Annotated in this window: 22 protein-coding genes and 1 other annotated feature; of the genes, 10 read left to right on the forward strand and 12 right to left on the reverse strand. The window is 48.8% G+C overall.

Annotated features, from left to right (window positions below):
* Window positions 1-215 precede the first annotated feature (215 nt).
* The gene (ompW, locus tag FHD02_RS06270) at window positions 216-854 is read left to right on the forward strand and encodes an outer membrane protein OmpW (RefSeq protein WP_220393708.1); all 639 of its coding nucleotides are present in this window, start codon (window positions 216-218) and stop codon (window positions 852-854) included.
* A 52-nt stretch (window positions 855-906) separates the two neighbouring features.
* Here ompW and FHD02_RS06275 read toward each other — a convergent pair whose 3' ends face one another.
* Window positions 907-2541 (reverse strand): phosphoethanolamine transferase, encoded by a 1635-nt coding sequence (locus FHD02_RS06275; protein ID WP_309241688.1) that lies wholly within the window; start codon window positions 2539-2541, stop codon window positions 907-909.
* Between the two features lie 648 nt (window positions 2542-3189).
* On the opposite strand from FHD02_RS06275, the gene FHD02_RS06280 reads away from it, so the two are divergent.
* On the forward strand, window positions 3190-3462 hold the full coding sequence (locus FHD02_RS06280; protein WP_042308060.1) for a hypothetical protein: 273 nt from the start codon (window positions 3190-3192) through the stop codon (window positions 3460-3462).
* A gap of 194 nt (window positions 3463-3656) precedes the next feature.
* Window positions 3657-5045 carry a GGDEF domain-containing protein gene (locus tag FHD02_RS06285; protein WP_220393709.1) on the forward strand — a complete coding sequence of 463 codons (1389 nt, stop codon included), beginning with the start codon at window positions 3657-3659 and terminating at the stop codon, window positions 5043-5045.
* 32 nt (window positions 5046-5077) lie between these two features.
* Here FHD02_RS06285 and trpA read toward each other — a convergent pair whose 3' ends face one another.
* From trpA to trpL, 6 genes are all read right to left on the reverse strand, one after another.
* On the reverse strand, window positions 5078-5884 hold the full coding sequence (gene trpA / locus FHD02_RS06290; RefSeq protein WP_042308062.1) for a tryptophan synthase subunit alpha: 807 nt from the start codon (window positions 5882-5884) through the stop codon (window positions 5078-5080).
* Window positions 5884-7077 carry a tryptophan synthase subunit beta gene (gene trpB, locus FHD02_RS06295; protein ID WP_042308063.1) on the reverse strand — a complete coding sequence of 398 codons (1194 nt, stop codon included), beginning with the start codon at window positions 7075-7077 and terminating at the stop codon, window positions 5884-5886. Before trpB ends, trpA begins: the two co-directional genes overlap by 1 nt.
* Window positions 7078-7087: 10 nt before the next feature.
* Window positions 7088-8446: a bifunctional indole-3-glycerol-phosphate synthase TrpC/phosphoribosylanthranilate isomerase TrpF gene (gene trpCF, locus FHD02_RS06300; protein WP_220393720.1), complete on the reverse strand. Its 1359-nt coding sequence runs from the start codon at window positions 8444-8446 to the stop codon at window positions 7088-7090.
* Between the two features lie 3 nt (window positions 8447-8449).
* A complete protein-coding gene (gene trpD, locus FHD02_RS06305) occupies window positions 8450-10045 on the reverse strand; it encodes a bifunctional anthranilate synthase glutamate amidotransferase component TrpG/anthranilate phosphoribosyltransferase TrpD (protein WP_137370627.1) in 1596 nt (531 codons plus the stop codon).
* Window positions 10045-11607, reverse strand: a complete 1563-nt coding sequence (locus FHD02_RS06310; protein ID WP_042308066.1) for an anthranilate synthase component 1 — start codon at window positions 11605-11607, stop codon at window positions 10045-10047. The genes trpD and FHD02_RS06310 overlap by 1 nt, the downstream gene beginning before the upstream one ends.
* A 23-nt stretch (window positions 11608-11630) precedes the next feature.
* Window positions 11631-11725: a sequence feature (Trp leader region), on the reverse strand.
* Window positions 11702-11746, reverse strand: a complete 45-nt coding sequence (gene trpL / locus FHD02_RS06315) for a trp operon leader peptide (protein WP_012905981.1) — start codon at window positions 11744-11746, stop codon at window positions 11702-11704. It overlaps the preceding feature by 24 nt.
* A 123-nt stretch (window positions 11747-11869) precedes the next feature.
* Between trpL and rnm the strand changes: the two genes are divergently transcribed.
* From rnm to FHD02_RS06340, 5 genes are all read left to right on the forward strand, one after another.
* Window positions 11870-12760, forward strand: a complete 891-nt coding sequence (gene rnm / locus FHD02_RS06320) for an RNase AM (RefSeq protein WP_087856124.1) — start codon at window positions 11870-11872, stop codon at window positions 12758-12760.
* Window positions 12757-13377 carry an L-threonylcarbamoyladenylate synthase gene (locus FHD02_RS06325; protein ID WP_042308069.1) on the forward strand — a complete coding sequence of 207 codons (621 nt, stop codon included), beginning with the start codon at window positions 12757-12759 and terminating at the stop codon, window positions 13375-13377. Before rnm ends, FHD02_RS06325 begins: the two co-directional genes overlap by 4 nt.
* Window positions 13378-13707: 330 nt before the next feature.
* Window positions 13708-14274 (forward strand): hypothetical protein, encoded by a 567-nt coding sequence (locus FHD02_RS06330; protein ID WP_220393723.1) that lies wholly within the window; start codon window positions 13708-13710, stop codon window positions 14272-14274.
* A gap of 23 nt (window positions 14275-14297) precedes the next feature.
* Complete coding sequence (locus FHD02_RS06335; RefSeq protein WP_057067333.1) at window positions 14298-14795, forward strand: hypothetical protein; 498 nt, start codon at window positions 14298-14300, stop codon at window positions 14793-14795.
* A gap of 651 nt (window positions 14796-15446) precedes the next feature.
* Window positions 15447-16025, forward strand: a complete 579-nt coding sequence (locus tag FHD02_RS06340; RefSeq protein WP_220393710.1) for a recombinase family protein — start codon at window positions 15447-15449, stop codon at window positions 16023-16025.
* A 283-nt stretch (window positions 16026-16308) separates the two neighbouring features.
* On the opposite strand, the gene FHD02_RS06345 is transcribed toward FHD02_RS06340, so the two are convergent.
* The 3 genes from FHD02_RS06345 to FHD02_RS06355 all read right to left on the reverse strand — a co-directional run bounded on the left by FHD02_RS06345 (window position 16309) and on the right by FHD02_RS06355 (window position 19202).
* Complete coding sequence (locus FHD02_RS06345) at window positions 16309-17031, reverse strand: inovirus-type Gp2 protein (RefSeq protein ID WP_220393721.1); 723 nt, start codon at window positions 17029-17031, stop codon at window positions 16309-16311.
* A 255-nt stretch (window positions 17032-17286) separates the two neighbouring features.
* Entirely contained in the window at window positions 17287-17520 is a 234-nt protein-coding gene (locus tag FHD02_RS06350; protein ID WP_164562737.1) for a hypothetical protein, read from the reverse strand.
* Window positions 17496-19202, reverse strand: a complete 1707-nt coding sequence (locus FHD02_RS06355; protein ID WP_063940817.1) for a tyrosine-type recombinase/integrase — start codon at window positions 19200-19202, stop codon at window positions 17496-17498. Before FHD02_RS06355 ends, FHD02_RS06350 begins: the two co-directional genes overlap by 25 nt.
* Window positions 19203-19315: 113 nt before the next feature.
* Here FHD02_RS06355 and rluB point away from each other — a divergent pair, with 113 nt between their 5' ends.
* Window positions 19316-20191, forward strand: a complete 876-nt coding sequence (gene rluB / locus FHD02_RS06360; RefSeq protein WP_038640972.1) for a 23S rRNA pseudouridine(2605) synthase RluB — start codon at window positions 19316-19318, stop codon at window positions 20189-20191.
* Window positions 20192-20274: 83 nt separating this feature from the next.
* On the opposite strand, the gene cobO is transcribed toward rluB, so the two are convergent.
* Together cobO and FHD02_RS06370 are read right to left on the reverse strand one after the other, a co-directional pair.
* Complete coding sequence (cobO, locus tag FHD02_RS06365; protein WP_061381239.1) at window positions 20275-20865, reverse strand: cob(I)yrinic acid a,c-diamide adenosyltransferase; 591 nt, start codon at window positions 20863-20865, stop codon at window positions 20275-20277.
* Window positions 20862-21623, reverse strand: a complete 762-nt coding sequence (locus tag FHD02_RS06370) for a YciK family oxidoreductase (RefSeq protein WP_079223959.1) — start codon at window positions 21621-21623, stop codon at window positions 20862-20864. Before FHD02_RS06370 ends, cobO begins: the two co-directional genes overlap by 4 nt.
* A gap of 222 nt (window positions 21624-21845) precedes the next feature.
* On the opposite strand from FHD02_RS06370, the gene sohB reads away from it, so the two are divergent.
* Window positions 21846-22892: a protease SohB gene (sohB, locus tag FHD02_RS06375; RefSeq protein ID WP_220393711.1), complete on the forward strand. Its 1047-nt coding sequence runs from the start codon at window positions 21846-21848 to the stop codon at window positions 22890-22892.
* The last annotated feature ends 8 nt before the right edge of the window (window positions 22893-22900 follow it).

A 22900-nucleotide genomic window follows, 5' to 3' on the forward strand; every position in this document is an offset into this window, starting at 1 on the left:
AACGCTTATCATCAGCGGGTGTCGAACACTTGCATGGCGAAAATATATCAAAATTGATCTGAATTAACTTAACCAGGATTTTGTATGCAAGTTCTAACTTAATCTGGATCAATAAATGTTAAATTATCAAAGTCAATGTGATCCAGGTAAGATCACTTATTACTCCAATGTGGGTATATTTGTTCCGCTTTTATAACCATAACGATGGAGCGGACATGAAAAAATTAACAGTTGCAGCATTGGCTTTAACAACTCTTCTCTCTGGTAACGCATTTGCGCATGAGGCTGGAGAATTCTTTATTCGTGCGGGTTCTGCCACCGTCAGGCCGACGGAAGGTGCGGGGGGGACGCTGGGAAGCCTGGGCGGCTTTGATGTCAGCAATAACACCCAATTGGGGCTGACATTCACCTACATGGCAACCGACAATATCGGTGTTGAATTACTGGCAGCCACGCCGTTCCGTCATAAAATTGGGACTGCCGCGACGGGCGATATTGCCACTGTCCACCACTTACCGCCGACGCTAATGGCACAGTGGTACTTCGGTGACTCCAGCAGCAAACTGCGTCCTTACGTTGGTGTTGGTGTGAACTACACGACCTTCTTCGACGAAAGCTTTAACGATAACGGCAAAAAAACCGGATTATCGGATCTGAGCCTGAAAGATTCCTGGGGTGCGGCAGGGCAAGTCGGTATGGACTATCTGATTAACCGCGACTGGCTGATTAACATGTCGGTCTGGTACATGGATATCGACACCACCGCAAGCTATAAAATGGGTGGCGTCCAGCAGCGAGATAGTGTACGCCTCGATCCGTGGGTGTTTATGTTCTCTGCGGGTTATCGTTTTTAAGTTCTTCTGCAAAACTGGTCATTTGATGACCAGTTTTGCTAACGCTTCAGCATTAACGAACATCATTCCAATTGTATTTTTTACCTGTGGTATCCATGACGAAAATCTCTTTTTGGTAGTTTATTAACCAGGATTTCATAGACTTTTTCGCACTACCCTGACGATGAATGCCAAGCCATAATTCGGCAAGAGTATTAAGATCATCGGAAGACCACGGAGTATTATAATCTCCAGTGAACTTTATTTTTTCATCGACTAAATGGCTGTACCAAATATATATGGGGATTTGCAATGCCTCTTTAGGCGGTCTGACACCACCATGAGAATAAACTACAGAGCGTGCAGGATCGCGGATCAGCGCATGGTCGGAAAAATACATGACTGATGAGCGAGTGTTTTCCAGTTCATTGAATATATTACCCATCAGTTTATCAGTATAGCGAATTGAATTATCATAACAATCGTCAGCTTTATTCTGACCAAATAAGACTGTATCACTTTCTGGAAAACGTTCACAGGAAGGTTCATGACTGCCATATAAATGCAGGACAATAAGTTTCTTACCTGGTTTCTGTAATGCCTTATGCAATAACGGTAGCAACGCCTCATCATAGCCATCCTCTACCCATTCATGCTGATGTGCATTCATGGCAATCCCGGTAATTATATTGTTATGCGCACCGCCATTTCCCTGGCGACTGTACCAGTATGTGTCATAGCCAGCCTGGTTTGTAATATTAATAATATTATCGCTGTAGTTACGAGGGTTACGGGCTTGCACTGAGTCAACTGTAAGTGCCAGGGGGACTGCCATGATTGTTACCGGTGCAGGCGCAATCGCGTTATGAAACAGTAAAAGTTGCTTCTTTTGTTTAATGAGTTCAGGTGTGGTATCCCTTGCGTATCCATAAATCCCCATGTTTAACGCACGCGCAGATTCCCCGACGATCAGTATATAATTTTCAATTCCTGTATCAGCTACTGTTATCTTATAATTAGGAATGTTTGTCCCGATATCAGAAATTATGGCGTTATCTTGTATAGCCTGCATAAACTCTTTTCCGGTACTTACTGGAGTGGAGCTGATGACTCGTTGTACCAGACTTTCAACATTACTTTTTCTTATCTGGTGGAGATATGCTTGTGAAAACAAAAAGAAAATTATTAATCCCAAAATAACTATTGGGTAGTGACGAAATCGATAGGGTACAGGCCTCGCGCCAGTGTTTATAGAGTAAATAAAAAACATTACTAGTGTAAAGAACGTCACACAGTCGCGCCAATACAATCTCAGCATCGCTACCGCTTCACTGGGCGTGGTATTCAAAATACTTAACGCAAATCCATAACTAAATTCTGAGCTGTAATTATTCCAGACATGTAATTGAAGAGTGATATCAGCTGCAACAGGTATCAAAATTAAAGCGGCCAGAATATTTCTGAAAAAAACATGCTGTATGCATCGTAATGAAAGCATGATCATGAAAAATACAAATGTCCGATTGATTACAGCGTTATATTTTGCATTCAAAATATTAACACATGCAATGATTAGCACGGAAATAATTATCGGGGTTATTTTTAGTGGACGTAAACCACTTCTGACCATTTGAAGGTTAAGTTGGATAGACATAATTTTTAATTTACGGACCCAAATATCCTGGCAAAGAGAATATGTTTTAAGCATAAGAAATTCTTTCTTATGCGCTTTTATTGTTTATTCATGCAATTATTGAGGGTAAATAAGTTACATGTGGCAACCTCACAGACCTGTCTCAGGTGTGATCGCCTTTATGTCGCGTTATTCAATGCTATGTCGTCGTTATCCTGTGATTTGGTTCCTTTGGATTTTTGAATAGTGTAACGAGTGAATTTGAGTTAAGTAAAAATAGTGGCTGGAACGCCCTATATTTACAAAACAAATAATTTACGATCTGATAACATCACCTAACTGAAATTATGATGGCCTTGTAAAAAATAACGCCATGACTCTGACACTATAATGATTTTAGTCTTGATGAGCCAATATAATATTCACTCGTAATATGATTTCCATGTAAATCATCACTAAAACTTTATGGTGTTGAGGCATTCAGCGTTTCTATGCTCATCTCTTACACATTAAAAACAACGACCACATCTGAGAGCAAATGTGGGTTGGGCCAGAGTCATTCGCTACCTGCGGATATGGACCTTAAAAGCACGAGGAAACCGCGCTCGGTCACAGCCATAACTGTGGCTGTGGTCAAGATTTGCCGCCAGAATCGTCAGTGCATACTTCTCCTTTTCGATGTAATGCTATTCTTTAAGCAAACTGGCTTTAAGAGTATTGACGATGTTAACCCGCCATCAGCTCCAGCAAAAAATCACACTTCTGGAATCATTCACCGGCGATGATACGGCTGAGTTTGCCCTGACTGTGGCGCGTGAGTTGCTGAATTGCATGAATAAAATTGAGATTATAGAGAAACGTATTGCCACTCCGGTTAAACTGCCCTATTGCAGCGCCAGTCCAGTTTGTGAGATCGAAGCAGGGTATGCCGCCGGTGTGAACGACTGTAGAGAGGCTATTCGTCGGGCAGGGTATCCCATTGAAGGGGAGGATTAGTTTGCATTTATGTTAACAAAAATGTGCTTTTATTGTATAAGGTTGTAACTTTAATTCACGCCCAAGAGCGACGCTATTTCAAATCATCATTAGTCTCAGGAAGGTTAACATTCTCTATCAACATACAGCATCGTTATGCAGCAACATAATCGGATAACCGGTTTGGCAATACTGTTAACTATCAGGGTGGGCTCGTGAAGATTGTGCAGGATAAGCTCAGAAACAGGCAGGCACTGCTGGTATCGGGGCTGATTACTCTGGTATTTACCTCGTTGTTTCTGTTTATCATCTACGAACAGCGTATAGCCACCACCAGTGAAGGCATTAACCGCCTGCAAGCTCGGATGCTGGATATTTTCAATGACAATGAACTGATCGCCGATGCGATTGGCGAACGTTATCATCACATCAAAAACGACGATCAATGTGGCGATATATCGCAATTCACCCCCAGGAATAAAGATGAATGGGGAATTAACGCCGACCCAAAGCGGGTGCATTCGGCAACTGGGACAATCATTACCCAGCAAACCAGCCGTGGCGCTTTGTGTATGTATGCGGCGGCGGAGTTTATTCGTGGCATGGTGAATGAGTTAAACCCGGGCAGTTTTGATGCGCATCGTTACATCATTGCTAAAAACTCGGATTATTTTTACTGGTTCATGGCGTCTGACTCGCGCCATTTCAGCTTCTCCAGTTCTGACATGGCGCGGGATATCACCAACTTTTTCTATCCGCCCGTCGATTTCTATACCCGACTGTTGCAAAAAAACGTCAAAAACAAAGCCCTTAGCTCCACGAACTTCTATACCGATAAAATTACCGGCGAAAAAGCTTACAGCGTGGTGAGCTATATCTACGATCTGTCTGGCAAAGAAATATCAGATCAAATCGTGGCCTATCTGGTATATGACCATTCAAAGCCTGAGTTGCAGGAGGCGCTGGCTAATGCATTTGACTATCAAATGCCACAGAGTCTGAATGTGGCGCTGGTGAATTTAACCAACAATGAAAGCCTCTGTTTATCCGGTAAATGCGTGGATAAAACGCGCCTGATGGTGCGTAAGCTATCAGATAAATATGCATTGCACTATTCGCTGTCATTAGGCCGCTTTATGGCACGTGACACACAGGCTGGGATCGTGATTCTGCTGGCACCGTTCTTTTTCATCATGATCAGTTTCTCACTAAAATCCTGGCTGAATGAAAGCGACCTCAAGGTTTATATAGACACGCTGACCGGCTGCTTTAACCGCCGAATTCTCGATATCATCAAACGTCGTGATTTATCGCACTGCTCGGTGGTGCTACTGGATTGCAATAAGTTCAAGACTGTAAATGATACCTGGGGTCATGCGGCAGGCGATCGGGCGCTGCAAATTATCGCTAACAGAATGCTGTCTAACACTCGAACCAGTCACGATATTGTGATTCGTACCGGCGGGGATGAGTTTATGATCCTGTTGTTTCGCTCGCAGGCAAGTGACGCTACGGCAATTGCGCAAGTGAACGGCGAGCTGGATGTGGCAATTCAGAATGCGGATAACGCCATGTATAAAATGAAGCACAAGAAAGAAGGGTAAAACCGCCAGGAGTCTCTGGCGGTTGATTTAGCTTAGTAAGGCGTGGCCGCTTTCATCGCGCTGACAAAGGCTTTCAGCTCCGCCAGCATTTGCTCAGGCGCGGCAACATTCTTCTCAATGATTTTCACAATCGCTGAACCGGAAATTGCCCCGGCAGCACCGGCTTCAATCGCGCCGGTCACCTGGTCAGGTGCAGAGATACCAAAGCCCTGTAATGACGGAGGAGCACCATATTCTTTCAGCTTTTGGACCAGATGATGCAGTGGTAACGCCGCACGATTTTCAGCGCCAGTCACGCCGGCACGCGAAAGCAGATAGGTATAGCCGCGACCGTAAGAGGCAATCTGGCGCAGCAGTTCTTCATCAGCGTTCGGCGGGCAGATAAAAATAGGCGCAATGTTGTGGCGGAGCGCCGCAGCTCTGAATGGCGCAGACTCCTCAACAGGCACATCTGCCACCAAAACAGAATCCACGCCGACTTTCTCGCACTGAGCGTAGAATTCGTCAATACCCTTGCTGAACACCAGGTTGGCATACATCAGCAGACCAATTGGAATAGTGGGGTGTTTCTGACGAATCAATGCCAGCATCTCAAAGCATTGTGACGGTGTCACGCCCGCGGCAAATGCCCGCAGTGTAGCTTCCTGTATGGTCGGACCGTCCGCCAGCGGATCGGAGAACGGAATGCCGAGTTCAAGCGCATCAGCGCCGGCTTCAATCAGCGTATCAATGATTTTCAGTGACTGTTCGACCGACGGATCGCCCAGGGTTACGAAGGGGACAAAAGCACCTTCTTTGCGGTCCTTCAGCTGTGCAAAAAGATTTTCGTAACGTTCCATCAGATTTCCCCTCGCGCTTTCAGAATATCGTGTACGGTGAAAATGTCTTTGTCGCCGCGACCGGAGAGATTAACCACCAGTAACTGCTCTTTTTCCGGATTTTCACGCATCATTTTCAGGGCGTGTGCCAGGGCATGGGAGGACTCCAGCGCCGGGATGATCCCCTCGTGCAGACACAGCGTTTTAAAGGCTTCCAGCGCTTCATCGTCAGTGATTGAAACATAATCGGCACGTCCGATGCTGTTCAGGTAGGCATGCTGCGGCCCGACAGACGGGAAATCCAGACCTGCGGAAACAGAGTAAGACTCTTCAATTTGTCCTTCTTCAGTCTGCATCATCGGGGATTTCATGCCAAAGTAAATCCCGACACGACCGTGTTTCAGCGGTGCGCCGTGTTCACCGGATTCGATCCCGTGACCGCCAGGCTCTACGCCAATCAGACCGACGCTGGTTTCATTAATAAAATCGGCAAACATGCCGATGGCGTTAGAACCACCGCCCACGCAGGCGATAACAGCGTCCGGCAAACGACCTTCTTTTTCCAGAATCTGCGCTTTCGTTTCTTCGCCGATCATGCGCTGGAATTCACGTACAATGGTCGGGAAGGGATGCGGTCCCGCCGCTGTCCCGAGCATATAGTGCGCGGTATCGTAGCTGCCAGACCAGTCGCGCAGCGCTTCGTTACAGGCGTCTTTCAGCGTTGCAGAACCGCTATGAACAGGAATGACTTCTGCTCCCATCAGACGCATACGGAAAACGTTAGGCGACTGACGCTCAACGTCTTTCGCACCCATATAAATACGGCATTTCAGACCCAGCAATGCACTGGCCAGCGCCGATGCAACACCGTGCTGACCCGCGCCGGTTTCGGCGATGATTTCCGTTTTCCCCATACGCTTCGCCAGTAACGCCTGACCCAACACCTGGTTAGTTTTGTGCGCACCGCCGTGCAATAAATCTTCACGCTTAAGATACAGCGTGGTGTTGGTCCCGTTAGTAATGTTCTGGCATTTGGTCAGCGCGGTTGGACGACCAGCATAGTTTTTCAGCAGATCGGTAAACTGCGCCTGAAACTCAGGATCTTTTTGCGCGCTGACGAAAGCTTCTTCCAGTTGACGCAGGGCAGGCATCAGAATTTGTGGCACATACATACCGCCAAATTCACCAAAGTACGGATTGAGTAATGTTGTCATGTCCTTTTCCTTAATATGCGCGCAGCGTCTGAAAGACCGAAGCCAGGAGTCGTGCATCTTTGATGCCCGGCTGTGACTCTACGCCAGAATTAAAATCGAGCCCGGCACAGCCGGTTTTTGCCGCGTTGACACAGTTATCAGCGCCAAGTCCGCCAGCCAGTAAAACGTTATCCAGCGATTGTCCGCCTAAAAGCGACCAGTCGAAGCGTTGACCGCTACCGCCCTGGCCGTTGTCGAACACGTACTTATCGACATGCTGATAATCCCTGGCTGGCAACGTTTCGCTCACGCTCAGCGCTTTCCAGATTTGCACCTGTTTGGGCAGCGCATCGCGCAGGGCGTCAACATAGGTCTGATCTTCGCTGCCATGCAGTTGCACTGCACTCAGTCCCAGGGCCAACGCTTTGTCGCACACCTCGGTAATCTCGGTGTTACGGAACACGCCGACATACTGCAATGGCGCACCGCTTATCACTTCTCGCGCCTGCTCAACGCTAACCGCGCGCGGAGATGAGGGCACGAAAATCAACCCGCCATATATGGCGCCCGCTTCATATGCCGCGTTTGCATCCTGAGTCCGGGTCAAACCGCAGACTTTGTTCTCGCCAAGCAGAACCCGACGCACGGCGGCGTGCAGGTCATCATGCGACATCAGCGCAGAGCCAATCAGAAAACCGTTGGCGAAGTGGCTGAGTTCGCGTACCTGGCCGTAGGTATTAATACCGGACTCGCTGATGACGGTTACGCCATGACCCAGTCGCGGCGCCAGTTGGCGGGTGCGGTTCAGGTCAATCGACAGATCGCGTAAATCACGGTTATTGATACCAACGACTTTGGCGCCGAGAGCGATAGCACGCTCCAGCTCTTCTTCGTTACTGACTTCGGTCAGAACACCCATCTTCAGACTATGGGCCACGGCGGCGAGTTGACGATATTGCTCATCGTCCAGCACTGACAGCATCAGCAGGCAGGCGTCCGCCTGGTAGAAACGCGCCAGGTAAATCTGGTAAGGATCGATAATAAAGTCCTTACACAGGATGGGCTGCGAAGCGATACGGCTGACGATGGGCAGGAAATCAAAGCTGCCCTGGAAATATTTTTCATCGGTCAGTACGGAAATCGCAGATGCATAATGTTTATACACGTCCGCAATCAGTGCCGGGTCGAAGTCATCACGAATCACGCCTTTCGATGGCGAGGCTTTTTTGCACTCCAGAATAAAGGCGGTACGCGCGCCTTGCAGCGCATCGTAGAAATCACGAGCGCTGGGTTGTACGTCATTTTGAAAGCTGGCCAGCGGTTGTTGTTGTTTCCGGGCTTCTACCCAAATCGCCTTGTCAGCGACAATTTTCGCTAAAACGGTTTGCATCATTTACCCTCTTGCTGCCAGCGCAGTGACACGGTCATAGGCCACGCCGCTACGCAGCACATTAATCACGGTTTGCGCATTGGTTTTTAAATCTTCTTCACCGTGCAGGCGCATTAACATGGCGACATTCGCGGCAACGGCTGCTTCATGAGCGGCTTCACCTTTACCTTGTAACAAGCGACTAAGAATGTCACGGTTTTCTTCCGGCGTGCCGCCCGCCAGCTGTTCCTGATGGTAAGGCGTCAGGCCAAAGTCTTCCGCCGTCAGTTGATAGCTCTTGATTTCGCCATCATGCAGCTCCGCCACAATAGTCGGCGCATGCAGCGAAACTTCATCCATGCCGCCACTGTGTACGACCGCGGCACGCTGATATCCCAATACGCGCAGCGTTTCGGCAATCGGCAGTACCAGTTCCGGGCTGTAAACGCCGATCAGCGCCAGCGGTGGATGCGCCGGATTAATCAACGGACCGAGTACGTTAAACAGCGTGCGGGTTTTCAACTGTTGGCGTACCGGCATGGCGTGGCGAAAACCGGTGTGGTATTTCGGTGCAAACAAGAAGCACACACCAAGATCGTCAAGCGCCTGACGGGATTTATCGGCGTTCATGTCCAGATTAATGCCAAACGCCGCCAACAGATCCGAAGATCCAGATTTACTGGAGACGCTGCGATTGCCGTGTTTGGCCACTTTCAGTCCACAGGCCGCCGCAACGAAAGCGCTGGCCGTAGAGATATTGATACTGTTGCTACCGTCGCCGCCGGTACCGACAATATCGGCAAACAGATAATCAGGGCGCGGGAACGGGGCGGCGTTTTCCAGCAGCGCGGTCGCCGCACCGGCAATTTCATGCGGGTGTTCGCCACGAATTTTCATGCTCACCAGCGCCGCAGCGAGTTGTTCCGGCTTCAGTTCCCCGCGTACAACGGCAGAGAACAGCTGGTGGCTTTCCTGCTGGGATAGCGTCTGAGCCTGATACAGTTTCTCCAGAATAGGTTGCAGCGTATTGGTCTGCTCGAGTTTCTGTTGCGCCCAGGCCAGCGTTTGCTCCAGCAGAAGCGCGCCCTGGGTGGTGAGGATCGATTCCGGATGGAACTGGAAGCCACACACGCGATCGGTATCGTGACGGACCGCCATCACCATGCCGTTAAAGTGGGCGTTGATGGTCAATCCGGCCGGAACGTTGCTACCTACAAGCGAGTGGTAACGCGCTACCGGCAATGGATTCGCCAGACCGCTGAACATTGCCTGACCGTCGTGTTCAATGCTGGACGCTTTACCGTGCAGGATCTCGCCTGCCTGACCGACATAGCCGCCGTAGGCTTCAACAATCGCCTGATGCCCCAGACAAATACCGATAATCGGCAGCTTGCCGCGCAGGCGGGTTAACAGCTCCGGCATGCAGCCCGCTTCGCTTGGCGCACCTGGCCCCGGCGAGAGCATCAGCACCGGGTTTTTCATGGTTGCTAAGCGGTCAATTAACGTCTGGGCCGGAATATGGTTGCGGTAAATCACCACGTTATGACCGTTAGTACGCAGCTGATCCGCCAGGTTATAGGTAAATGAGTCGATGTTATCGAGCAGCAGAATGTCAGCCATTAGAAAGTCTCCTGTGCGTGGTGCGCAGTGGCGATAGCACGCAAAACCGCACGCGCTTTATTACGGGTTTCATCGGCTTCAGACTGCGGAACAGAATCCAGAACAATCCCGGCACCGGCTTGTACGGTGGCAATACCGTCTTCCACGAGGGCGGAACGAATCACAATACAGGTATCCAGATCGCCATGGGCGGTAAAGTAGCCTACCGCGCCGCCATAGCTGCCACGGCGACGACCTTCGGCCTCGGCGATAAGCTGCATGGCGCGAACTTTCGGCGCACCGCTTAGCGTGCCCATATTCATACAGGCGCGGTACGCATGCAGCACATCCAGATCGCTACGCAGTTCGCCGACTACGCGGGAAACCAGGTGCATCACGAAGGAGTACCGATCCACTTTGGTCAGATCAGCAACGTAGCGACTACCCGGCGTGCAGATGCGCGCCAGGTCGTTACGTGCAAGGTCAACCAGCATCAGGTGCTCGGAAAGCTCTTTATGATCGGTACGCATCTCCAGCTCGATACGGCTGTCGAGATCGCGGTCCAGCGAGCCATCCGCCCGGCGACCGCGCGGACGCGTTCCGGCAATCGGGTAGATCTCAATCTGCCGGCTGGTGGCATCATATTTCAGCGAGCTTTCCGGAGAGGCGCCGAACAGCGTGAAATCGTTGTCCTGCATGAAAAACATATACGGGCTGGGATTACTTTTCTTTAGCACATAGTAGGCCGCCAGCGGTGACGGGCAGGGCAATGAGAAACGGCGGGACGGAACCACCTGGAAAATCTCGCCTGCGCGAATGGCTTTTTGCATCCCGCGCACCACAGCGCCAAATTCTTCATCGCTCTGGTTACATTCGCAGCGCATCTGCGGAATTTCTGTCACGGGCAGCGGTGGAGCGGGCTCGGTAAGCTGCTGGCTCAGTTGCGCCAGACGAGCGTTCAGACGCTGTTTTTCGCCATCGCTAGGGGTAAACACGCTGGCCTGAATGCGGGTGCTTTTTTTCTGGTGGTCAATGACCATCAGCGTCTCTGCCAGATAAAAGCAGTAGTCCGGGCAACGGTTACCTGCTTCAAGCTGCGGTAAATCTTCAAAACCGGCGACCAGGTCATAGGAAAACAGACCGCCGAAGAACATCGCTTCACGTTCTTGCGCAGGGACATTGACCAGTTCCTGCAATAAACGGAAAGCATCAAATACGGAAAGGGAACATAAGCGGGCATCTTCATCCAGCAACGGGCTTACATTGGGAAATTTCAAATGACGTATGTTCGGCTGTTGTTCGTTTTCAACGCCAGCAGGCAGCGCTGCATCCAGCAGGGGTAGCAGCGATGCGCCGTTCGCGGAGAGGGCCTTGATAGTGACAGTGTCACCCAGAGCGGTGATGCGTAACGCGCTGTCGACCAGCAGCAGGCTCTTCAGATCATCTTTGCTATTGATATCTGCGGATTCAAGCAGCAGCGTCGCCGGACGCGCGCCACACACCTGATGAAATAGCGCTGTCGGATTCTCACGGTAGGCGGCATCGCAGGTAAGCAATTCGAGTGTCGGTTTTTGTGTTTGCATCGTTATTCTCATTAATTTTGTTCAAAAAAAAGCCCGCTCAGTTGGCGGGCCGGGTATCTGGTTGCATATTGCAGACGTAAGACACTGCCCGAAATCAGGAAGTGCGCCACCAACCGTGCAGGACAAATGTTGCTTTCATCTCAGATACCTTCTTCATGTGAACTTGCGTACTAGTTAACTAGTTCGATGGAGTAAAGTCAACACCTGATTTCAGTAAATTTGTCGAAACCGCTATGATGGGCGTGTTACGACATTTATTGAAATGGGAGCCGCCTTGAGCGACACGAATTACGCAGTGATTTATGACCTGCACAGTCATACTACAGCCTCCGATGGGCGATTAACCCCTGAAGCCTTAGTACACCGTGCGGTAGAGATGCGAGTCGGCACACTGGCGATCACCGATCATGACACCACGGGCGGTATTGCGGCGGCAAGAGAAGAAATTTCACGTTCGGGTTTAGCGTTAAATCTGATCTCGGGCGTCGAGATTTCAACGGTGTGGGAAAATCATGAGATCCATATTGTAGGTCTGAATATAGATATTTCTCATCCATTGATGTGCGAGTTTTTGGCGCAACAAACGGAGCGCCGTCAGCAGCGCGCGCGCCTGATTGCTGAACGACTCGACAAAGCGCATATTCCCGGCGCATGGGAAGGCGCGTTGCGTCTGGCAGATGGCGGGGCGGTCACGCGGGGACATTTTGCGCGTTTTCTGGTGGAATGCGGAAAAGCCACGACTATTGCAGATGTTTTTAAAAAATACCTTGCCCGTGGGAAAACCGGTTACGTTCCGCCGCAGTGGTGTACAATAGAACAAGCTATTGATGTCATTCATCATTCTGGCGGTAAGGCAGTTCTGGCTCATCCGGGGCGGTACGATCTTAGCGCTAAGTGGCTGAAAAGACTGGTTGCATACTTCGCTGAACACCGCGGTGACGCGATGGAAGTGGCGCAGTGCCAACAGTCTCCCAATGAACGCACCCATCTGGCGACGCTTGCGCGCCAGCATCAATTGTGGGCATCGCAAGGATCTGATTTTCATCAGCCCTGCCCGTGGATTGAACTGGGTCGTAAACTCTGGTTGCCCGCAGGCGTAGAAGGCGTCTGGCAACTTTGGGAACAGCCTGAGATTACAGAGAGGAAAGTATGAGCCAGTTTTTTTATATTCATCCCGAAAACCCGCAGCAGCGGCTGATCAATCAGGCCGTTGAAATCGTGCGTAAGGGCGGGGTGATTGTCTATCCAACCGATTCCGGCTATGCGTTGGGCTGCAAAATTGAAGATAAAGGCGCAATGGAGCGCATTTGTCGCATTCGCCACCTGCCGGACGGACACAACTTTACGCTGATGTGCCGTGACCTGTCCGAACTGTCGACCTATTCGTTTGTCGATAACGTGGCTTTTCGTTTGATTAAAAATAATACGCCAGGCAACTACACCTTCATCCTGAAAGGGACGAAAGAAGTGCCGCGCCGTTTGTTGCAGGAAAAACGTAAGACCATCGGCCTGCGTGTGCCGTCGAATCCGATTGCGCTGGCGCTGCTGGAAGCACTGGGCGAGCCGATGCTCTCTACATCGCTGATGCTGCCGGGCAGTGAATTTACCGAGTCTGACCCGGAAGAGATTAAGGATCGTCTGGAGAAGCAGGTGGAGCTGATTATCCACGGCGGCTATCTCGGCCAGCAGCCGACCACAGTCATCGATTTAACTGACGATTCCCCGGTGGTCTTGCGTGAAGGCGTCGGCGACGTTAAACCTTTCTTATAAGGGCGCGAACCGCTATACTACGCGGCCTTAAAATGGCGCTGACTGGCGCCGTTGATTCTCCTGTTCGACGCCTGTGAAGGCGCACAAGATAAATATTAAATCATTTATAATCAATGGTTTACTGTTTTTCGGTTAATGGTTGTTACTAACTTGTGTGACAGCCATTAGCCACATCGCGACTCTCATCATGTATGTACACCTTTCCCGGCTGTTAATGTCTTCCTTGGTATAGTCCCGTATTCGGTATTACCACCAACGGGCTTATTGGCTACTATTCCCTTAATTTAGGTATGGTATCATGTAGAGAAAATCTTAAAAGAAGGGTGGTTTATGGGCTGGTCTTCGTTGGTTAGGATAACCATTGGTACATTTCTATTGGCTGGGTTGTCATTCTCTGCACACGCTAAGAACTGCAAGAAAAGTATTCCATGCGGTAATTCGTGCATTGCGGTTGGAAAAACGTGCCGGATTGGGTCAGGCACATCAACTACGTATAAAAATTATTCATACTCTTACCCGTCAACTTCTCTTCATAGTTCAATCCCTAAATCCTCTCCCCCTTCCTCATCAGCTAAGGTTGACGGAAAAAATACGTCTTCAACTGCTAAAACGTATCTCTGTCAGTATGCTATTGCAGCGATACAGAATGGAAGAATCGATGCTTTACGTGTGTTGGGTAGTGCCGAGGTAACATTGTATGTCGATAGCTTCAAAGCTAACCGTTTAAACGGTACATACTTGCTCTCGCCAAAGCTGAAAACTAACGGTAAGTTGATGATGGCAGATGATAAAAGCAAAGTGTACGCCTATGATCCGTCGCTGGGAAACTTTGCAATTAGTGACCGCATCGCAAGAAGCACTGAGCAATGGGATCATTGTAAACTGGTTCACAATTAATAAACTCAATTCGTGGGGATGTAATGAAAAAACTACTAATGGCTTTCGTGATTCTAACTTTACCTCTACTCTCATTCGCCAAGGGCATAGGGTATGGAAATACTACATGGGACATGAATCCGTCAGAAGTTGTTGCTGCTCAGGGCAATGGTGCACATCTCATCTCACCAGAAAAGTATAAGGATAACTTTGGAAAAGTGCGGATTGATAATGTATCGATTGATAGCGGTCTGTATACAGTGACATTTTTGTTCGACGGAGCTGATCGGCTTGTTCAAACGAACGTAGCCAGCAATGAAAAGAAAAATGAAGGCATCGCTGCACATCAATTTGGCACATTAAATCAATTACTAACTCAGAAGTATGGAAAGCCTGAGTTTTCTGATCCAAGTAAAGTAACCTGGAAACTTCCTGACACAACGGTTGAGTTAAGTCAGATGGTCATTTCTGGGATTATGGCACAGACAATCGTTCGGTACATTCCAAACAGTAGGGTGGCAAGCGATACATCAAACCTTTAGCCTAAGATTCTTTTTTAGCGGATGTGAGATTGTTTCCATATAACCAGCTGAATCGCCACGGATAATCTAGACACTTCCGAGCCGTTGATAATACTGGTATTATAAAGGTATATCCTTCTGTTTTTTTTACACTTTTATCGTCTGATATTTTATTTTAGTAGTGGTCAAATCAGATTTTTTATCCTAATGTGGATTAAGAACAATCTGATGAGTGGTATGGCAATGGACGATGAAGAGAAGAGATTGTGGCAAAACTTTCGGGATGCGTTACGACGTTTACTGGAACACCCAGATCTAACCCCCTCCCAACGGAATTATATTCTTAAAAGCCTGAAAGGATTCACATCAGAAGACAGTGTGATTGATCTACATAGCCGACGCATCCAGAAAAAAGAGTAGTGAGTGTAAACATCACCACATCCATAGACTGATCTGCCAGGCAGGTTTCCTCCTCCCGTAAAAGTCGCCCCCGATCCCTGGCAAATATCAGCGGGTTGTTTCATGGCCCGGCCCTTCTGGTATCAACAATCGAACGTTTTATGATACCGATAAACTGTACCCATAACTGGTATCATAAACTTAGCATATTGACATAACGATACCAGCGATTAATAATGATACCGTTTATTGATACCTCTCTCGGAGATTTTTATGAGTCGCACTTTTGCATATTGCCGTGTTTCTACCAACGAGCAGTCAACAGAAAACCAGATTTTTGCAATTCGTCAGGCTGGCTATAAGGTGAATGATAACAGGGTGGTATCAGAAACTGTGTCAGGTGGAGTGCAGGCAATGCAACGTAAAGCTTTTGCCGATATGGTTACTCATAAACTGGAGGCAGGGGATCAACTGGTAGTGCTGAAACTGGATCGCTTAGGAAGAGACAACATTGACGTTCAGCAAACTATTTCAATGCTGGTTGAAAAAGGGATTGAGGTTGTTTCATTGGATCTGCCCGTGCGTAATCTTTCTAGCGCGGAAGGGAAACTGATGCTGCAAATGTTTTCGGCGTTTGCGGAGTTCGAGAAGTCTCGCATCATTGAGCGCACTAAAGAGGGATTAGCACGAGCGAAGAAGGAAGGGAAAAAGTTAGGCCGTCCGGTTGCGGTAGATACCCTTCAGCGTGTACAGGAAGCCAGAGCAAAGGGGCTGAGTCAGTCCAAAGCGGCCTTAGCACTGAATTTAAGTCTCCCTACTATCAAACGAAACTGGAACATCAAAGAGGCGTAAGATTTAACCTGCCTGCACTCAGATTCAGATGCTGCCCCGCCAACGTGTGAGGCTTAATTATGGCTATTTTCGGGTCAATTAATCCGAAATATTCCGGCGACAGTAAATCCAGCGGAGCCGCACACCAGCTTAAATCCACCTGGAAAAGATAGTGATGGAGTGCTATATTTAAAAGTTAAGCCGTTGTATATGATAGAAGGCATTGTTAAACGCAACGAGCGCTATCGTGAGCGCTTTTTGTAGTGTGGGTAATGCGAAGGTACTGCCATGCTCTTTAAATGGCTCAGGAAGCGTTACACGAAGGATTTAGCGATTTCATTTTTTCACCCCTCAATTTTGATGTTGAGTGGACCCGATCCCCATCTCCGGTCTGATACTTTCCACGCTCTTTCGCCAGATACGATACCCACTGGAAGGGACCTTTTAGCGTTTCCGGCCTATTTCTTTCGATAACGTAATGATTCGAATATCTTTCCGTTGCTTTTGGCAGCTCCACCAGCGCTGCTTTACCACCCGTCAGGCCCATCCAGATTTCAACAATACTTCCGGCAATGCCGCTTGTGGGTGTCCCAAGGCGTCTGACCTGTCGATGCGGAAGGGCAATCCAGCAATGATAATGCACCTGTTTTGCTTTCTCTTTCTCCCGTACCCAGCCATAAGCAAAGTTGAGGATCGGTTCTGCTAATCCCTCAGGTCTGTTTAATTTAGACTTCAGGCGTTCACGTAGTTTTTTAAACAGATCGCTTACCCACTTGTTGCCTGTGTCTATTGGGGTACTCTCAGGTAAGCGTAAATCGAAGCGAGAGAAGTAAACCCGGCTGTAGATGGACAGTATTGCATCAAGCTGTTCTGCTATAGGGGTAAGGATATCAAGGCGAACACCAGATTGGTCGGTGGTGTTGATCGGGTAGGAGTAACCATGACGAATGAAAACATCACCTGTGATGACCCTGTAACGCCCGTGTTTATGAATTTTGGTTGTGTAAGGCGTAGCATGTGTGAGCATTGACTGAGCACATCCTTCTTCTGACACAATACCCCCACAAGTTAGTTATATAAACAACCCTCGCGTACACGCACACACGTATAAGTTATTACCATCTGACCACCGTAAAACGGAGCGGTTACGGATAACACAAACCCCATCAGATAAAGGCTGACGGTAAAAAGATGTATGAAATTTTTTCGAAGAAGGTTTACATGATGTATATAATCCCAAGATAACAATAGCGCACAAGTCGTGGCAGTGCAAAGATTATTTTTAATCTGCGGTATTTTTCGGGTTTGCTTCTGCCATTTTGCCGTTTTTGCGATAACCCAACAAGGTACTTCCCAGTTGATAAGTGCTTTGCTTTGGATCAGTGGGCAGCGCTGACATTCTGGTTACATACAGGCATAAATTGATGCGTTCTGGCGCAGTCTGAAACCAGCGACAGATATCAATTTTACTGTCGTACAAACAGACAGCTACTATTGCTGAAAATCGACGATACATAATAAATCCTTCAGCGGCGGGCGATGGGTATACAACGCTGTTACCCCTAGGCTTTTGTTTCTGGAATGTCCGACAACGAATTGCATAAGTGGTATTGGTTGTTTTGCAGCAATGCAATTCGTCATAAAAGTATGCCGTAAACTGTGAATACGGCGTTTTAACCCATAGTCATCGTAATCCGGAATGCTGAGTTCCTTCATCAGATTGGCCCACACTTCAGTTGTTGTTGTGTAATTTGGTAGTCCATTGAAAACAAAATCGTTATCATTCAAACCGTTGATCAAAGTAAGTAATCCGTTTTCTAGCTTTTTGTGTAATGGAATTTGACGTTGGGCGTGATCCGTTTTTCCTTCTTCAATGAAAATATACCAACGCCCTGTTTCATCATCTTTGCGAATGTCTTGTTTCTTTATTGATGCAAGTTCGCCACGACGTGCACCTGTGTACATTAGTGCGAGAAAATACCACTTACGCCAATCAGTATCAGAAAGTGAAAACAGCTTTGTCTTTAGTTTTACAAGTTCGGCTGCATTATAATGACCCCTTCGATTTGGGCTTACCTGGTAAGAAATCCCGTCTGTAGGGGATTTCTCTAGGAAATCTTTAGTTTCCACTAGATATTTTCTGAATAATGAGCGCCAGATTTTTAGGTGTTTTTCGACATGTTGGCTACTAAGTAGCTCTTCTTCAGGAACGTCGTACGCAATACATTCTTTGAGGGTCAACCGTTTGTAGGGTAATTTGGTGCGGTTGGGGAGATTTTCTGTAATTTTAAGTGCCTCACGTATATCCTGCTTTGTCACTGAATCAATAGATTTATTTCCGACGACATAGTACAGAACATCGTAGAAACGCTGGTTTTCATTAGCGACACTTATGCGCCACTTTTGTCCTTTTTCTTTCACGTAGAGCATCCAAGCTTGAGAAAGGGAAATAGTTTCTTTTTTTTGTTCATTTTTTGCAGTTGCTGCAATAGGTTGAATGGAAGTTGTGGTTGATTTCGCTGTGTGTTCACGCGTTTTTAACTGCGATTGCAGGGTTTCTAATATCTGACGATATTGAGTAAGATCTCCAGAGTAGAATGCACTGTATGCTTGATAAACAATAGCACGGTTCATGTCTATTTCCCCTGCTACTTCTTTAGCCCAAGGTATGGCATCTCTGGAAAATTCTAGTTTACTGGTGCTGAGACCACCTTTTTTTTGTTCCAACATATCAAGGGATTGCAATCCCATGAGTACTTCTTTAGCCCCTATGTCATCGCCACTATATAAACGCTCCAAACACAAATCGGCATACTTTTGTGCTGATTCGACAGTAGCTGAAGGGGATAAAGGTGAATCTGGGAAGATTCTTTTATGATAGTGCCCTAGCTGTGGTAATCGTTTGACTTCTGTAATATCCATTTGAAGGGTGTGCAGCAGATAGTTATCAAAATCCAGCTTTGTAGCAGTACGGTAACCCTGCATTCTTCGTCTGAATTCATCAAGACTCATCGTCCCGTTTTGTACTAGAGGGATAAAAGGTCGTATCTGGTTCATGATCACTTCAGCCTGTTTACGGCTATCAGTGCCTAGACTAAGACGAACAAAACTAGTTGAATCATTTAATCTAAAATTCGTGTAGTATGTCCGGCCTCGAAGCATTGTGTGTGACAGCTTGTGTGACATATTGTTTGCCATGTTGTGTTCCATAAAATAGTTACATATCAATAAGTTGATGTAAAATCATTGTTAACTTGTTGTTTTTGAAAGTATATCAGACGCCTGTGAAGGCGACATCTAAAGGAAGCTCTATGAGCGAAAAGTTACAAAAAGTGCTGGCGCGCGCCGGCCACGGTTCTCGCCGTGAAATTGAAACCATTATTGCCGCGGGCCGTGTGAGCGTTGATGGCAAAATTGCCACGCTCGGCGATCGCGTTGAAGTGACACCGGGTCTGAAAATCCGTATCGACGGTCATCTGATTTCAGTTAAAGAGTCTGCGGAACAAATCTGTCGCGTTCTGGCCTATTACAAACCAGAAGGTGAACTGTGTACCCGTAACGACCCGGAAGGTCGTCCGACCGTATTTGATCGTCTGCCAAAACTGCGCGATGCGCGCTGGATTGCCGTGGGGCGTCTGGATGTGAATACCTGCGGTTTATTGCTGTTCACTACCGACGGTGAACTGGCAAACCGTCTGATGCATCCAAGCCGTGAAGTTGAGCGTGAATATGCGGTGCGTGTGTTTGGTCAGGTTGATGACGCGAAACTGCGCGATCTGAGTCGTGGCGTACAGTTGGAAGATGGTCCGGCGGCGTTTAAAACAATCAAGTTCAGCGGTGGTGAAGGGATCAACCAGTGGTACAACGTCACGCTGACCGAAGGGCGTAACCGTGAAGTACGTCGACTGTGGGAAGCTGTAGGCGTGCAGGTAAGTCGTCTTATCCGTGTCCGTTACGGCGATATCCCGCTGCCGAAAGGCCTGCCGCGTGGCGGCTGGACGGAGCTTGATCTTGCGCAGACCAACTATTTACGTGAACTGGTGGAGCTGAAGCCGGAAACGACCTCTAAAGTTGCCGTCGAGAAAGATCGTCGTCGTATGAAGGCGAACCAGATCCGTCGTGCGGTGAAGCGCCACTCACAGGTCGGCAGCAGCCGTCGTCCGGGTGGTCGCAGCAACAACGGTTAATCATGACCAGGCCTGATAAGCAAAGCGCCATCAGGCGTTAGCGTGGAGCCGGATGCGGCAAAAGCGCCTTATCCGGCCTGGTGTCAGTAATCAATTCCCATCTGAGCCTTCACGCCTGCTTCAAACGCGTGCTTAACCGGGCGCAGTTCGCTCACCGTATCTGCTAACTCCAGAATATCGCGATGACATCCCCGACCGGTGATAATCACCGTCTGATGGGCAGGACGCGCATTTAAGGCATTGATAACCTCTTCAAGCGGCAGATAGTCGTACGCCACCATATAGGTCAGTTCGTCCAGGATAACCATATCAAGTTCAGCATCAGCCAGCATTCGCTTTCCATGTTCCCATACGGCCATACAGGCTGCGGTATCCGACTCGCGGTTTTGCGTGTCCCAGGTAAATCCTGTCGCCATAACCTGAAACTCTACGCCATGGGGTTCGAGTAAGTTTCGTTCACCGTTTGGCCAGGTACCTTTAATAAACTGCACCACGCCGACTTTTTTACCATGGCCCACCGCGCGCGTGGCGGTCCCGAACGCAGCGGTGGTTTTACCCTTACCGTTTCCGGTGAATACGATAATGATCCCGCGTTCATCCTTTGCAGCGGCAACGCGGGCATCAACCCGCTCTTTAACGCGCTGCTGGCGCTGCTGGTAGCGTTCTTCACTCATTGAGCTATTCCTGGTTTACGGCCCGGCTGGGCATCGAAAGTCATACCGGTTTTACGGCGGCTGTCATCGCCCATCAGCCACAGGTAGAGCGGCATAATATCGGCGGGGGTTTTCAATTTTTGCGGATCTTCAGTTGGAAATGCACTGGCTCGCATTCCGGTACGCGTACCGCCTGGATTGATACAGTTTACGCGCAGGTGACGGTTCTGATATTCATCTGCCAGAACCTGCATCATGCCTTCGGTAGCGAATTTGGAGGTAGCATATGCGCCCCAATTGGCGCGTCCCTGGCGACCGACGCTGGAAGAGGTAAAGACCAGCGATCCGGCATCGGATTTCAGCAATAGCGGCAGCAATGCCTGGGTCAGCATAAAGGTGGCATTCACATTTACCTGCATGACATCTTGCCAGATCTGCGGATTTTGTTCACTCATTGGACAAATATCACCCAGTAATCCGGCATTATGTAGTACGCCATCCAGACGTGGAAAATGTGCGGCAATGCGCTGTGCGAGCTGGTGGCATTCTTCAGAAGTACAAGTGAGCAGATCCAGCGTGAACCAGTGTGGCTGCGTACCGTTTTCATCGGCAATAGTACGGGCAACCTGGCGCAGTTTTTCTTCGTTACGCCCAAGCAGAATAACGGTCGCGCCGTAACGCACATAGGTCTGTGCAGCTTCACGTCCGATACCATCACTGGCACCGGTAACCAGAATAATGCGGTCCTGTAAAAGGTCTTGTTTAGGTTGGTAATGCACGGCTACTCCTCGGCAACGCTCTGGCCATCTCGTTCGCGATAACGTTTCGGCTTTATGCCTTAAACCCTGTTCTTTTTCAATCAGCCAAAGGCAATAACACCGCAAAATGAACGCTTTGTCATGCTTTTTGCTGATTCAGCACCAGGATGGATGAAGCAAGACGGGTTAAGCAGCCTGTTGTACACTGAGCGGGAATAGCGTTGTTTAACCAAGGTGGGTCTCGTGGAATTGTTGTCTGAATATGGGCTGTTTTTGGCAAAAATTGTCACTGTCGTGGTGGCTATTGCGGTAGTTGTGATGCTGATTGTGAACGCGACACAACGCAAGCGTCAGCGCGGGGAGCTGCGGGTAGTTAACCTCAGCGAGCAATATAAAGAGATGAAGGATGATCTGTCGCTGGCATTACTGGACGGGCATCAGCAAAAATTCTGGCATAAGGCGCAGAAAAAGAAACAGAAACTGGAAGCGAAGGCAGCCAAGGCAAAAGCGAAACAGGGAGACAGTACGTCATCTGATAAACCACGTGTATGGGTGCTGGATTTTAAAGGCAGCATGGACGCCCATGAGGTCAGCGCGTTACGTGAGGAAGTGACGGCGGTGCTGGCAGTGGTTAAACCGCAGGATCAAGTGGTGGTTCGCCTGGAAAGCCCGGGCGGTGTGGTTCATGGTTATGGCCTGGCTGCATCGCAGTTACAGCGTCTGCGCGATAAGCAGATTCCGTTGACCGTAACGGTGGATAAAGTCGCCGCGAGCGGTGGGTATATGATGGCCTGCGTAGCCGATAAAATTGTCTCGGCACCGTTTGCTATCGTCGGGTCGATTGGCGTCGTGGCGCAGATCCCGAACTTTAACCGCTTTCTGAAAGGGAAGGATATTGATATCGAACTGCACACCGCCGGACAGTACAAGCGTACGCTGACGCTGCTGGGTGAAAACACGGAAGAAGGGCGGCAGAAATTCCGCGAAGATCTGAATGAAACCCATCACCTGTTTAAGGATTTTGTGCAGCGCATGCGTCCGACTCTGGACATTGAGCAGGTTGCCACCGGCGAACACTGGTTTGGGCAACAGGCGCTGGCGAACGGGCTGGTGGATGAAATCAATACCAGTGATGAAGTGATCCTCGGGCTAATGGAAGGGCGCGAAGTGTTGAGCGTTCGCTATATGCAGCGCAAAAAACTGATGGATCGCTTTACCGGGAGTGCGGCCGAGAGCGCCGATCGTTTGCTGCTGCGCTGGTGGCAGCGGGGACAGAAACCGCTGATGTAAAATTGTCA

The organism is Citrobacter sp. EC_71, from assembly GCF_019584005.1.
GTDB classification, from domain to species: Bacteria; Pseudomonadota; Gammaproteobacteria; order Enterobacterales; family Enterobacteriaceae; genus Citrobacter; species Citrobacter werkmanii.

Coding starts and splice junctions, on each gene's coding strand:
- ompW (WP_220393708.1), top strand. CDS start 216: ATGAAAAAATTAACAGTTGCAGCATTGGCTTTAACAACTCTTCTCTCT.
- rnm (WP_087856124.1), top strand. CDS start 11,870: ATGGGAGCCGCCTTGAGCGACACGAATTACGCAGTGATTTATGACCTG.
- FHD02_RS06335 (WP_057067333.1), top strand. CDS start 14,298: ATGAAAAAACTACTAATGGCTTTCGTGATTCTAACTTTACCTCTACTC.
- trpA (WP_042308062.1), bottom strand. CDS start 5,884: ATGGAACGTTACGAAAATCTTTTTGCACAGCTGAAGGACCGCAAAGAA.
- FHD02_RS06355 (WP_063940817.1), bottom strand. CDS start 19,202: ATGGCAAACAATATGTCACACAAGCTGTCACACACAATGCTTCGAGGC.
- FHD02_RS06330 (WP_220393723.1), top strand. CDS start 13,708: ATGGGCTGGTCTTCGTTGGTTAGGATAACCATTGGTACATTTCTATTG.
- FHD02_RS06275 (WP_309241688.1), bottom strand. CDS start 2,541: ATGCTTAAAACATATTCTCTTTGCCAGGATATTTGGGTCCGTAAATTA.
- trpCF (WP_220393720.1), bottom strand. CDS start 8,446: ATGCAAACCGTTTTAGCGAAAATTGTCGCTGACAAGGCGATTTGGGTA.
- FHD02_RS06310 (WP_042308066.1), bottom strand. CDS start 11,607: ATGCAAACACAAAAACCGACACTCGAATTGCTTACCTGCGATGCCGCC.
- rluB (WP_038640972.1), top strand. CDS start 19,316: ATGAGCGAAAAGTTACAAAAAGTGCTGGCGCGCGCCGGCCACGGTTCT.
- FHD02_RS06350 (WP_164562737.1), bottom strand. CDS start 17,520: ATGTATCGTCGATTTTCAGCAATAGTAGCTGTCTGTTTGTACGACAGT.
- trpD (WP_137370627.1), bottom strand. CDS start 10,045: ATGGCTGACATTCTGCTGCTCGATAACATCGACTCATTTACCTATAAC.
- FHD02_RS06280 (WP_042308060.1), top strand. CDS start 3,190: ATGTTAACCCGCCATCAGCTCCAGCAAAAAATCACACTTCTGGAATCA.
- FHD02_RS06340 (WP_220393710.1), top strand. CDS start 15,447: ATGAGTCGCACTTTTGCATATTGCCGTGTTTCTACCAACGAGCAGTCA.
- trpB (WP_042308063.1), bottom strand. CDS start 7,077: ATGACAACATTACTCAATCCGTACTTTGGTGAATTTGGCGGTATGTAT.
- cobO (WP_061381239.1), bottom strand. CDS start 20,865: ATGAGTGAAGAACGCTACCAGCAGCGCCAGCAGCGCGTTAAAGAGCGG.
- FHD02_RS06345 (WP_220393721.1), bottom strand. CDS start 17,031: ATGCTCACACATGCTACGCCTTACACAACCAAAATTCATAAACACGGG.
- FHD02_RS06325 (WP_042308069.1), top strand. CDS start 12,757: ATGAGCCAGTTTTTTTATATTCATCCCGAAAACCCGCAGCAGCGGCTG.